The following is a 12,281-nucleotide window of genomic DNA, read 5'->3' as shown; positions in this document are numbered from 1 at the left end:
GCCGCCGAGGAACTACCCATCGACCCGAACTTCAGCACGACCGGTTCCAGATCCGCTGTTCCTCAATGTGACCACCACGGTCGGCCGCGACGCCGGACACGTGGAGGTTTCACTGTGGCATGTCATCACAGGAGACGGGTCGCGCGAATATACCCTCGACCCAGCGGAATTCGATAGCGGCTACTGGTGGAACATCGATGGCTACGCTCTTTCTGAGTCCGACCCGCATTTCGGCCGGTTCCTCCGCAAACTCGATGCCAGGCCTGTAACCGACCGAGATCTTTCGACTCCATGGTTGACCACACCACAGCGGTGAATACTGTCCTGACACCGTGGCGCAGCGGTGCTGGCCGGATCACCTCTACTATGACGACCGGGGAAGGGCCTTGCATGAGCCAGTCGATGTTCGACGACAGATTGTCGGAGTTCCGGCAGTGGCAGTCGAGTCCGTGGGGACGGTTGCGGTACCGGATCGTCGCCGCGAACCTGTCCCGGCACCTCCCGGACCGGCCTTTGTCGGTGTTGGATATCGGTGGAGGCAACGGGCTCGATGCGATCGAACTAGCTGCGCGCGGGCACCATGTCGCCATTGTGGATATCTCCGAAGAGTCACTCGCCGAAGCACGTTCGACTGCGGCTGAACGAGGACTGACGCCACGCATCAGCACTCACCTTGGTGACGTCGCCGCCATTGGCCGCGATTTCGAGGCCAATGGCGTCGATGCGGTCATGTTGCACAACGTGCTGCAGTACGTCTCCGACCCCAGCGGGGTGTTCGAGGCGATGGCCAGCCCGCTCCGCGCTGATGGCGTGGTTTCGGTGCTGGCACCGAACGCGCACGCCGACCCTCTGCTGTCTGCGGTCCGCACGTTGGATCTGGATGAAGCGTTGCGATTGCTCGATTCCTCAGCTCGGTACAGCGCCGCTTACCAAGCCGGGACGCGAGCATGCTTTCCCGAGAATGTCGAAACCGACCTGGCAGCCGCTGGTCTGCAGGTGATCGCCAGGTACGGGGTCCGTAGTGTCTGCGACTACATCACCAGCGAGTCTCAAAAGGCCGATCCCGAGTTCTACACAAAGCTGGAACGACTCGAACTCGCCCTGGCCGATCGCGTGCCCTACATCTACACGGCCCGGTTCTTCCACATCATCGCCGCCCCGGCAGCACTACGGGAGGGTGTCCCGGAGCGACGGTGAGCGCCAACAGGCTCCTGATTCGGGTGTTACTGATGCAGCGTGTCGACGTGATCTCGGTAGATGGCATCCGGCTTGCGGCCGCCGTTCACCCGGCTACCGCGCCGACTCGTGGAGCGGTGCTGCTGGTGCATGGCATCACCGTGGACATGGACGAAGGCGCAGGCATGCTCGTCCGGCTGGCCGAACATGTGACGGCAGCGGCGTTCGACGTCGTGCGGTTCTCTTTCCGCGGCCACGGGAATTCCGGCGGAACTCAACGAGGAGTGACGATATCAGGCGAGTGCCTGGATCTGCAGGCCGCGATGGAGCGCGTGCGTGCACGCTTCGCGGGCCCCGTCTCGATCGTCGCGGCCAGCTTCGGCGCGGTCCCCACGGTTCTATCGTTGCCGTGGCTAGCCGATGGTCTGCATCGGTTCGTGTTGTGGAACCCAGTACTTGATCTCCGGCGCACCTTCGTCGAACCGCAATTGTCGTGGGAAATACAGAACTTCGGTCCTAAGCAGCAGCAACGGCTCGTCGACGACGGCTTCCTCGTTGTCGACGGCCAGTTCGAACTAGGCAGCGTGCTGTTCTGCGAGTTTGCATGCTATCGGCCGCTGGATGATTTCCTGGCCAGCCGGATTCCGACCCTGATCGTCCACGGCGACCAGGACACAGCCGTCGCCTACCGGATCAGCACCGACACCGCGCCGGCGCGGCCGGATACCACGCTGCACACCATCAGCGGATCAGACCACGGGTTCGACTCGCGGGAGCGGGAAGACAAAGCCATCGCGGCGACGATTGACTGGCTGATCGGAGAATCCGCAGCCAGGCCGTGAGCCCCCCGGCCAGCACGCGCAGCCGAGCGCCAATACCGGTAGGGGCGAAAATCCGTCGACGATGCGCCGTCTCGCTGGCTACGGTTCGGGTCATGTCACCTGCCCCGAAGACCACGACCGTCCTCGATACGGTGCGGCTACGGCCGCTGCGGGAGTCGGATGAACAGGTGGTCCGCGCGGCGCATGAGGCCATGGCCAACAGCGACGAGTTCACCTTCGCGCTGGGGCTCACACCGGCCATGCCCTGGGAGCTGTACCTGTCGGTGCTGAAGGACTACCGGCAGGGAATCAATCTGCCCGGCGGTACCGTCGCGGCCACCTACCTGGTCGCCACCGTCGACGACCAAGTCGTCGGCCGCACGTCTATCCGGCACACCCTCAACGACGCATTACGCCGGCGAGGCGGTCACATCGGCTACGGCGTCCTCGCACCATTTCGGCGCCGCGGCTACGGCACCGCGATCCTCCGCCACAGCCTCACCGTTGCCCGTGCGATCGGCATCGACCGGATCCTCATCACCTGCGACGACGCCAACCTCGCTTCTCGGCGCATCATCGAATCCTGCGGCGGCGTACTGGAATCGGTCGAGCCCTGGACAGACGGCAGTCAGATACGGCGATACTGGATCGACTGATCACCCACGATCGAGGACGAATGCCGTGGCGAGCCTGCCGTGTGAGATCACTGCCGCTACCGAGGCCGCCGGAATCCGCATCGGCGCCGTGCTGCACCGGCAAGACGCTGCTGGGGACAGGCGCCCTCGGCGGCCTGTGGCAATGAAATGCTTGCTCGGCCTCGATCCGTTCTGGGCCGATAGATGGCAGCATGAGCTCGGCGTGTACGAGATGCCGCCAGCGCCCCGCCGCCGCTACCGGTGCCGCGTCTGCTCTACACCGACCGCAGTCGGCTCATGGCGTTGAAATGGGTGAACGGGCGGCCGCTCGATCATGATCGTTATCCTGAGAGGCAGCTCACCGACAACGAGATCGACGCGATACTGCAGACGATCGAGGGCTTGAACCGGTGGGTTCCGCCTACCGGAGCGTTCGACGTGGTTTTCGACTACCGCGACCGGATCCACCGCTATCACTCTCGGGGCTACCTCAGTGACGCCGACCGCGACGCTCTCCTGCGCCTGCTGGATCGTGCCGGTACGCCCGACGAGGTCAATCACGGCGATCCGTTGGCCAGCAACATCCTACTGTGCGACGACGGCACCACAACCCTGGTGGATTGGGAGTTCACCGGCCTGTTCCTGCCCGGATTCGACCTGGCGATGCTGCACACCCAGCTCGGCGCCGCCATGCCGAAGCTGAAGAACCGCAGCGACACCGTCGCCGCGGCCACCGGGATCGAGGCGCCCTTCGTCGTCAACCTGGCCATCGTGCTCACCCGGTAGCTGCGTCTCCACCACGAACCACCGGATAGCCCACTGCGCCGCGCCCGGCTGCACACCCTCGAAAATGCCTGGCAGCAGACGCAAGACCGGTTGTACACGAGGGAGATTCCAAGCGCAGCCGAATAGGACGGCAACAGCGTCAGGAAGATGCCGAGTTCCGTCGGTGAATCGGATCATGTAGCGCCTCGGCGGCGCTGCTTGGCCGTGGCCTGCCTTACGGCAGGTCTGATTCGGTAACAACCCATCCCGTGGCCGGTCGGCGCACCCTTGCGAGCCACTTGCTGGCTTCGCCCTTCAGGTCAGGGGCAGTTCGTAGACTGCACGGCTGCGGTCTGGTCCTTTGAAGTGGGTGGTGACGGATATGCCGTTGATCTTGTGGTCGCCGGGCAGGTTAGCGAAGCCGAGCGCTATCCAACTGGCGTGCGCTGCCTGGTTATCGGGTTCGGACGTCAAATACAAGCGTTCGCAGCCCCACTTCTCGGCCTGCGATCGCACGCTGTGCAGCAGCGCTCGTGCGATGCCTTGTCGCCGGTGCCGCGGGTGGGTCACAACGTCCTGGACGTACACGTCTACGGGGTCGTCTTGGCTGCGGAACGCGATCACTGCTCCGGTGATTGTGTTGTCGTCGCCGATCGCAATGGGGCAGGTCGAGGCGAACAGTTCGGCATAGAGCCAGTAGTCAGAGAGGGTGCGTGCGCGAACAAAGGGCTCCCCGACCCCCATGAGTTGGAGGACTTCGCTGATGTGCGCGACCTGCAGTGGTGTGACTATCACGGGCCCTCCTCGTTGCGGATCTTTCGGACCAAACCTGGTAGGAACTGGCGTGTCATGTCGGCTGGGACGACGACGCTTCGGCCGACTAGGCGTGACAAAAGGCATCGCGGCAACGGCGCAACTTCTTCTGCGCGATCGTAGGGCGCAGCGACGCCCGTATTCGACGTAAGAGTGTCAGGAAGATGCAGAGTTCTGTCGGTGAATCCGATCTTCGGGGCCACCGACAGCGGGTCCCTCGGGCCAGAGTTCTTCGAGGTCGGCCGGTGTGAGTGGGGCCTGGTAGGCGGCATGAAGTACGTTCCGGATGACCGTGGCGTTCGCATCGGCGAGGTTGATGAACCAGTCGATGCCCGCGGCGTATGCCCACATGTAGGTCCTCAGCAGTGGGTTTGTACTCCGGTCTGCCAGCAGGTCGGCGATGTGGCTGTCTTTCCACCATGGGATCCGAGAGCGTGCGTGTCGTGCACATTCTTCGATGGGCGTTCCGGCATTCACAGCAAGGTGCAACTCGGCGCGGACGAGTTGTGTGTAGTGATCGATCCGGACCCGCGCAACCAATGCCTCATCATCAGGCACGATGAACAGCGGCATTGCCTGTGCCCAACCTTCCAACAAGACTTGTTGCGGACCGTGGACAGATGACAGGCGTACCCACGGGACATCCTCGGTAGCGCAACGGGCGGCGATGCTGGCGCTCTGCAATCCATGGCCCAAGACCTCATGCAGTGCGAACTGCCGGGCCTGGGTCTTTGTATAGATCGCGTTGCGCGTGTTCAGCCGCAGCCGGACTCGTTGCCCAGCCCCGTCGAGCCAGTACGCCCAATAGGCGTCCACATCCGCTTCCTCGATCGTGAGCTCGTATGCGGCCTCGGTACCAGTCGCGCGGCGGACGACCGGCTCGTAGTCGACTGCGGCTTCGCGGATCGCGTCGGGCGCGGCGGAGGCATCGAGTGGGCCTTCGATCGCGGCGAGATCAACCGCGGTAGTTTCACCCCACCTGACGCCGAGAGCATCGAGGCATCCGCGGGCGATGTCGCCCTTGGCGGTGACATAGTCGGCCGACCATCCGGCTGCCGGACATCCCTGAGTGGCACGGACATACTCGTCGAGGGCCGGCCGCTCGCCCATGAGCGCGCGCAAGTAAGCGAGATCACCTTTGACTCGCTGCACAACCGAGGATTCGTCGATCTCGTGGAGCAGGTCGTTCAACCGTCCGAAGGTGCCGAGTCGGTCGACGGGGCCTGGCGGCTCACCCGTAGGAGGGAAGAAATCGAAGTCGATCACGGCCGGCGCGCCTCGATCGATCTCGTGCTGATTCCATGCCCGGATAGCGTGCTCGACGGCGTCACGAGTGCTCATGAGAAACCTCCCAGCGTAGTGTGACGGATTGGCTCGGGCGTAGATACTCCCGGGTGAGCGTGACGATGACGTCGTCTCCGTCGTAGTCCCAGATCAGGTCTTCGGTTGCGGAGTTCTCCGCGCCGTCTTGATGTTCTTCGACCGCGGAGCAGCTGATCAAGTCCCCGGCATCGCCGTGTCGGAGGTGGATGCTGAAGCGTCGGGTGTATCGGTGAATTGATTGCCGCCAGTACAGCTCGTCGACGAATTTGCCGCCTTCGCAGGTGTAGCCGACTACGGCAGACTCGCCCGGTTGGATGGCCGGTGAAAGTTGGCATGCAAATTTCGATAGGCTTGGTGTGTCGTGGATCCGCTGGATGGCGAGACGACGGCTGCTCTCACGCAGCGGTCTGATGTCCAGCTTGCCGTCGGTGTATTTGAACCACAGCTCTCGAGACATACGAGTCAGCGGCCGGTCCGTCATATTCAGTGTTTCGTAGCGGTAGGTCAAGCGAGCCGATCCGTCGCCCCTAATCTGGATTTCAATGCGGGTATCGAGATCGATGATATGACCGGCCAGGTGGGCGAATTGGCTGACCTCGCGACTGTTGACACGCTGGGCCCTCTCAAGCCGCAGTAATCGTTGTGCGAGTTGCTTGGTTGCTTTGCTGATGCCTCGACCATCGTCTGTTGCCAGCCCAGCATCCCAGCCCGAAGCGTCCCCTGGCTGTTCTGATGTCCAGTCGACGACACCGAAAGTTGGTCGGGTGAGGCGGTTCTCGATGACGTCGAGCAGTCCTCTGGGGCTGTCGACTTCCGTAGTGCCGGTGTCGAGGAGCGCGGTCGGCTCGTCGTCGGTGCACGGCTCGAACAACTGCGCCGCAGTGTAGCCGGGGAACATCTTCTCCAAGACCCGGCAATGGTGGGGGTAGGGAAGCCCTTTCAATGCACCGGATAACCAACGGTGGAACTGTGCGCGTCCGGGTGAGGTGCCCACGAGGGCCGGGTCGATCGTCTGGGCAACTCTGTCGTACTCGCGGCAGAAGGCGCTGTGTGTCTGCAAGTGTTTCTGACGCAGTTCGACTTTCAGGCGAATGAGCGCAGCAGCCACCCTCCGACCCTCCATTATCCCTCTGGACTGCCGAACGTAACACAGAGGAGCCGCAGAGGAGACGGCACCGGACCCAGAAGTTCGAGACGGTGGATAAGCGGTATCGAGATGTGACACCGCTTTTCGGCATCGTCGTACTCGTCGGCTACGGCAAGGAAGCACCAGAACACCGTGCGGATGGAAGGGTCCGGGCCGGGCTCCCGAGGGCGGGCCCGGATCGGGAACGTCCGGGTGTCTGTGTGGCCGTTCCTGCCTCAAATCGTGAAGGAGGTCTCTTTCGTGCGGTTCGCAGGCGAGATGAGCCGTCAGGTCGTTGACGCAGGCCGAGCTGCCTTCGATCGATAGCGACCCGCACCGAATCCATCAGACGCGCTTCGCTGGCTGTGCCCCCACGAGCCGTTGCCGCGGTAGCGCTACAGCCAGCGAGAACGTGGCGAGAGCAACGCACTCTGATCAGAGTGCGAGAAAAGGAGAAGGAAGTGACACAAAAGTTGGACCAGCGCAGCAAGCTTCGGACAGCCGCGAAGGGCAGCTACGATCCGCCGGTCGTGGTGGCGTCGTTTGCTCGGACGGAGTTGGCGGACGAGCTTCCACAGATCATCACGCCGCACATCCACACCTCGCAGAGCAGCTGAGTCAGGAATCGAAGTGACGTGATGCGATACAACACCCTGGGCATTCATTTGACGAATGCCTGCAACCTCACCTGCGGCCACTGCATCACCGATTCCTCACCGCACGCACGCGGTGAATTGACGTGGCCGCAGATTGAGGCGGCTGTCCGCAGCGCCGCGACGCACGTCGACGGCGTGTGCGTAACCGGCGGCGAGGCTTTGCTGCGCCGTGAATTGGCGCTGCGGACAATCCGTCTCACCCGATCCCTCGGTCTTCGGTCGTCGCTGGTCACCAACGGGTTCTGGGCCCGCTCACCGCACGAGGCGAAGAAGACCGTGGCCGAGCTGGTCGATGCGGGGTTGGACAAGCTGGCAGTTAGTTTCGACCGATTCCATTTCACGCCCAAGCATCGTGGTATCAGGGCCGCGCTTCTCGATACCCTGCTAGCGGCCGCAGCAGCGACGAACCTGGAGCTGGTGCTCCAGTATTGCGGCTCAGGAGACGACGACGCATTCCAGATCGCTGCGCAAGCGACGGCACGGCATGGGGCGCGGCTGGAAACGGCTGCCGTGCTGCCGTTCGGTCGCGGCCGAAATCTCTTGCTGCGGCGCGGAGCCAACATCGAGGATGTCCCGGCTGGCCCGTGTGGGGTGGTAGGCCGACCCATCCTGACACCGGAAGGGGACTTCTACACGTGCTGCGGGCCCGCACGCGGCGCACCAGCCCACTCGCCACTGCGGCTGCCAATCGGAACGTCCGCCGACGTGGGTGAGGCGCTGGCCACCGCCGAGGTCGATCCGATCATCAACACGATCCACACCCAGGGCCCGAAGGCGATGCTTGAAATGCTCAGCGAGCCCGTACGGGAGCGGGTTACCCAGAAGCTGCTGGATGGGTCGATGTGCTCACTGTGCCGCGCGATCACCGACGACAAAGAAGCGGTCAGCGAGATCCGAACAGCGCTAGCCGGAAAAGAAGTTCGGCTCGTCGCTTTGTCGGCAATGTTGAGTGTTGCGCAGAACGAGTTGAAGGAGAAACAGGCACCGTGTCCTCGTTGACAATCTCTGTGGCAGGCGCGGCCAGCAACGCGCACCGCGACGTTATGCGCATGACTGAAGCGATGACCGACCGATCCCCTGCGTGGGCGGTTGTCGGAGAATCTGCCGCCGCATCGGCTGCAGTCGGTGGCGAGAACGAAGAGGCGGCCCGGGCAGGCCTCCGATTGCTGGACAACGGAATTCGACTGGCCATCGCCGGACCAGAGTGGCTCCGACGTGAGTTGGACCCCTTAGCGCAGATGCTCGACAGCCCGGATTTTTCACTCGAGATGATCGCGGCCATTCTGGCGGGAGTCAGCGGTGACGCCCATTGCGCCGCACTAGTCGGCTCGCGATGCGCCGTCGTCTACCGGTCACCGATGTCGGCGCGACCACTGTTCTACGCCATCCGCAGCGACCGGACAGTGCTGATTGCGTCGCGGATCAGAGGGATCCGGGCGGCGCTGCCTGCAGTCGGCATCGACATGGCTGGGTTGGGGCCGTTTCTTGTACCGGCGATGTGTGACCCGTCCGGCACAGCGTGGGAGGGTGTGCGGCGGCTGCCGCCAGGACATGCGTTGATCGTTCGGTACGGGCGGGTCACCGTGCGTGAGATGCCGCCGCTCGAGGCCCTCGATATCGAGGGCGCTGTCCGCGAGGACCTGGTCGCGGAGTTCCGCCGGCGGCTACTGACCGCGGTTGAACGCAATAGCGGCCCGCCCGACGCGGTGCTCCTCAGCGGCGGGATCGACTCCGCGTCGCTGACTTGCGCAGCCAAAGCAGCAGGTCTAAAGGTGCGAGCCTTCTCTCTCACCTACAGCAGCCCGTCGCTGGCCGCGTGCGACGAGCGCCGGTTTGTTGATGATGTCGAACGGTCCGTCGGTGTACCCGTGACGCGAATGCCAGCCGATCATCTACTGCCACTGCTCGCCGACTACCCGATCGGCGACGAACCCGAGGCATGGACCTACGCCGCCCGGAACTCCGCCATGCTGCGCCGAATCACCAGCAACGGCTCACGGGTGTCGACTGTCATCGCTGGCGAAGGCGGTGACGAACTGCTACTGGGGCAGATATTCGCCGTCGCCGACCGGCACGCACGCGGCGACACTGGCGGCGCGGCCCGCGAACTCGCGACCTTCCCCGACCCGGTTGCCTCCGCACGGATCGTCGACGGTCTGCTCGCGGGCAGCTACAACCGTCACGGCACTCGCGTGATACGGGCGCTGGCCGATATCCCACCCTGGCTGTCCAGCCGCTACCTCGCAGATACTGGGCTGGCCGATCGCCTCGCCGACGGCTACCCGCAGCTGACCCAGCCTGGCCACCTGACCATCGACTACTCACGAGCACTTATAGCCGAGGCGGGCGCCGCCGGTCGTGTTCACTGTGGCGGCTGGTGGGAAGACGTCGGCCGCCGCGCCGGACTCAACATCACCTACCCCTTCCTCGATCCCGACCTCGCGACACTGACCTGGTCGCTCCCCCCAAACATGCTGCGAGACAACGGAATCGAAAAGGTGATCCTGCGCGATGCGCTCACCAATGAACTGCCCGACAGCATTGCGGCACGCGCGGACAAAGCCGACGCGCGCGCCATGATGCACGCCGGTCTCCGCCAAGCTCCCGATCAGCTCCGCTGCGTCGCGCACGGTGGGCCGCTGGTCGATCACGCCGTCGTCGACCCCAGCAAACTGCTCACCGCCATCAACGAATACTTGGCTGGCGACGACAGCCACGGTCCCGGCCTGTGGGCCACAGTCGCAGTGAACACCTGGATGTCCTACCACGAAGGAGATGCCCCGTCATGAGCACACCAGCTCTAACATCCGCCGCCGCATCAACCGTCACCTGCAACGGCGATATGTGGATACTCGTGCCCGAAGCCACCAGTGGTGAGGTTCTCGTTGTCAACGACACCGGATACCAAATCTTTCAGCACTGCGACGGCACGCACTCCTGCAGCGACATCGCATACAAGCTCGCTAAGGCAACCGACGCCCCCGCGGAGGATGTGACACACGACGTGACGGTGTTCGTGAGCCGTCTCCGCTCGGCAGGACTGCTGGCCGGTTGAAAGCGGCGGCGCAGGTCCTACTGCGGCGGCGTCAGTAGCGTCCGGACACGGTCTGGGCCGAGGGAAAGCACTAGCGTCGGCAGCCGGGGCCCGGTGTCTCGGGAGCAGAGCAACTGGTAGAGGGCCTTGAAGAAGCTCCGCTGCGCCTTCTTCAGCTCGGGCGTCGGCTCGGCATCCTCCGACAATCCCTCCAGTAGTTTCGGCACCGCGTACACGCACTTGGTCAACCCGTCGAGGGTCCAGTTGTCGGTCATCCTCTCGACCAACATCCCCACCCCATCGCGGGTTCTGTCGTCCAGAGCTGCCCATGCCTCAAGGTTGAACTCGGACCGGATAATCGTCCGGTCCTCCGGCGGCAGCGCCCGAGCGAAGTTGACCGCATTCGCCAGCCGCGGCTCCAGCTCGTCCAACAGCACAGCGTCATCCGGAAGCTCTGCGTCATCGGATACGAGATGTTGACGGACCAGCCGCTCTACCTGTTGCGGGTTTGCATCCGTGATATCGGCGGCCGAGGACAGCAGCCGGAACGACACCGGCCTCGCGCTGCGTTCCACCGGTCCGGCCGAGGTCCGTACACACACTTCGTACAGGTGCCGCTCAACCGCTGACGCGGTATCGTCCTCCGCCCGCGCGGCGAACCGGTCCCACTCGTCATACAGGCGCAGGACCGCAGGCGGGGACATATCGATGGTGAAGGACTGCGACGGCAGCCGCCGCGCGTACAACCACCGCACCATCGACGGCTCCAGGATGTCGAGGGCGGTATCGGGAGTTGCCGCCCCGCCCGCAGACCCCGACATCTTTGACCGCCCGCCAGCCAGGCCGACGAATGAGTACACGATCGAATTCGGCGCCGATGCGCCAAAAATTTCCGGCGCCAGCACCCGCCCCGAGGCGAAGCTACTGCTCGGCGCGTGGTGATCCTCACCTGCAGGCTCGAAGTCGACGCCCTCGAACGCCCAACGCATCGGCCAATCGACCTTCCACACGAGCTTCCCGGCAACCCTTACCCCGTCGACCAAGCTCATCTGGCCCTCATGCCCACACCGGCACCGGTACGTCACAGCGCCACCGTCCCAGCCTGCGACTTCTGTGAAGTCTTTCCCACAAATTTCGCAGTACGGCTTGAACGGAAAGTACGCCGCACGCCGTTCGGCGACCGGCCGCTCGTGACGTCCTTCTGTCTGAAAGCGCTCCAAGATATCGAAGATTTCGCCGCGCGCATCCATCGCCCGCCGGATAGACGCGTTATAGATACCGGCCGGATACTGCTGCGACTGCCGAATCTCCCGCATCTCAACACCGAGCCGTTGCAAGGCCGTGGTGAACTCCGCAATAAAATGGGACGCGTACGAATCGCGCTGGCCATACGGATCCGGGACCTCTGCCAGCGGCTTCCCAATGTGCTGATCCCACTGCTCCGGCAAGCCCGCCGGAACTTTCCGGAACCGGTCGTAGTCATCCCAGCTGTGGATATGCTCAGCCGCGATGCCGCGGGCCTTGATCTCCTCCGCGACCAGATGCGCGGTCATCACCTCACGCAGGTTACCTAGGTGAATCGGTCCGCTCGGGCTGATACCAGACGCGCACACAATCGTGGTGGCCGACGATTCACGCGCGTGCTCGATCGCGGCGTCGGCGGCGCGCTGAATCCAGCTCGCCTCTGTCTCCGTACTGCGAGGATCTTCCACCCTGGTCGTCGAAAGCACCTGCATACGCTACCAGCGCCGGGATATGACTATCGGGGCAGGTACAGCATCCGAGATACCATGGCCACATTCGAATGCTGCTCGATCCGGTTCCCGCGAAACCTTCGAACAGGTCGAGCTAAGCTCGGACGCTCCGAGAGCACTGCCAGAGGAAGAGATCCAGGCCGCAGACGATGCCAAAAGATGATCCGCACGCGCAGCC

At 63.7% G+C, this 12,281-nt stretch carries 12 protein-coding genes and 1 pseudogene; 9 read left to right on the top strand and 4 right to left on the bottom strand.

Features of this window, described 5'->3' with window-relative positions; genetic code table 11:
* The first annotated feature begins 67 nt into the window (after positions 1-67).
* The 5 genes and pseudogenes from IU450_RS28470 to IU450_RS28450 form a co-directional block, all read left to right on the top strand.
* Entirely contained in the window at positions 68-316 is a 249-nt protein-coding gene (locus IU450_RS28470; protein ID WP_195152811.1) for a hypothetical protein, read from the top strand.
* Positions 292-1,197, top strand: a complete 906-nt coding sequence (locus IU450_RS28465) for a methyltransferase domain-containing protein (RefSeq protein WP_195152810.1) — start codon at positions 292-294, stop codon at positions 1,195-1,197. Before IU450_RS28470 ends, IU450_RS28465 begins: the two co-directional genes overlap by 25 nt.
* On the top strand, positions 1,194-2,018 hold the full coding sequence (locus tag IU450_RS28460; RefSeq protein WP_324197863.1) for an alpha/beta hydrolase: 825 nt from the start codon (positions 1,194-1,196) through the stop codon (positions 2,016-2,018). The genes IU450_RS28465 and IU450_RS28460 overlap by 4 nt, the downstream gene beginning before the upstream one ends.
* 92 nt (positions 2,019-2,110) lie before the next feature.
* Positions 2,111-2,653 (top strand): GNAT family N-acetyltransferase, encoded by a 543-nt coding sequence (locus IU450_RS28455; RefSeq protein WP_195152809.1) that lies wholly within the window; start codon positions 2,111-2,113, stop codon positions 2,651-2,653.
* 225 nt (positions 2,654-2,878) lie between these two features.
* A pseudogene (locus tag IU450_RS28450) lies at positions 2,879-3,418 on the top strand (phosphotransferase family protein); the annotation flags it as partial.
* A gap of 294 nt (positions 3,419-3,712) precedes the next feature.
* Here IU450_RS28450 and IU450_RS28445 read toward each other — a convergent pair.
* The 3 genes from IU450_RS28445 to IU450_RS28435 all read right to left on the bottom strand — a co-directional run bounded on the left by IU450_RS28445 (position 3,713) and on the right by IU450_RS28435 (position 6,641).
* A complete protein-coding gene (locus IU450_RS28445) occupies positions 3,713-4,192 on the bottom strand; it encodes a GNAT family N-acetyltransferase (RefSeq protein WP_324197862.1) in 480 nt (159 codons plus the stop codon).
* 174 nt (positions 4,193-4,366) lie between these two features.
* On the bottom strand, positions 4,367-5,551 hold the full coding sequence (locus IU450_RS28440; RefSeq protein ID WP_195152807.1) for a hypothetical protein: 1,185 nt from the start codon (positions 5,549-5,551) through the stop codon (positions 4,367-4,369).
* Complete coding sequence (locus IU450_RS28435; protein ID WP_195152806.1) at positions 5,538-6,641, bottom strand: hypothetical protein; 1,104 nt, start codon at positions 6,639-6,641, stop codon at positions 5,538-5,540. Before IU450_RS28435 ends, IU450_RS28440 begins: the two co-directional genes overlap by 14 nt.
* Positions 6,642-7,120: 479 nt before the next feature.
* On the opposite strand from IU450_RS28435, the gene IU450_RS28430 reads away from it, so the two are divergent.
* Genes IU450_RS28430 through IU450_RS28415 form a run of 4 tightly spaced genes read left to right on the top strand, consistent with a single transcriptional unit; the run spans position 7,121 to position 10,370 of the window.
* Entirely contained in the window at positions 7,121-7,276 is a 156-nt protein-coding gene (locus IU450_RS28430; RefSeq protein WP_195152805.1) for a hypothetical protein, read from the top strand.
* A 21-nt stretch (positions 7,277-7,297) separates the two neighbouring features.
* Positions 7,298-8,314: a radical SAM protein gene (locus IU450_RS28425; RefSeq protein WP_195152804.1), complete on the top strand. Its 1,017-nt coding sequence runs from the start codon at positions 7,298-7,300 to the stop codon at positions 8,312-8,314.
* Complete coding sequence (locus IU450_RS28420; RefSeq protein WP_195152803.1) at positions 8,302-10,104, top strand: asparagine synthase-related protein; 1,803 nt, start codon at positions 8,302-8,304, stop codon at positions 10,102-10,104. The genes IU450_RS28425 and IU450_RS28420 overlap by 13 nt, the downstream gene beginning before the upstream one ends.
* Complete coding sequence (locus tag IU450_RS28415) at positions 10,101-10,370, top strand: PqqD family protein (protein ID WP_195152802.1); 270 nt, start codon at positions 10,101-10,103, stop codon at positions 10,368-10,370. The genes IU450_RS28420 and IU450_RS28415 overlap by 4 nt, the downstream gene beginning before the upstream one ends.
* A 17-nt stretch (positions 10,371-10,387) precedes the next feature.
* Here the strand turns inward: IU450_RS28415 and lysS are convergent, their stop codons facing one another.
* On the bottom strand, positions 10,388-12,079 hold the full coding sequence (gene lysS, locus IU450_RS28410) for a lysine--tRNA ligase (RefSeq protein WP_324197861.1): 1,692 nt from the start codon (positions 12,077-12,079) through the stop codon (positions 10,388-10,390).
* Positions 12,080-12,281: the final 202 nt, after the last annotated feature.

The sequence above is a fragment of the Nocardia abscessus genome (assembly GCF_015477775.1).
In the GTDB taxonomy this organism is placed as follows: Bacteria; Actinomycetota; Actinomycetes; order Mycobacteriales; family Mycobacteriaceae; genus Nocardia; species Nocardia abscessus_A.
Note: the sequence above shows the minus strand (reverse complement) of the source record. Positions and strands in the feature narration are given on the sequence as shown.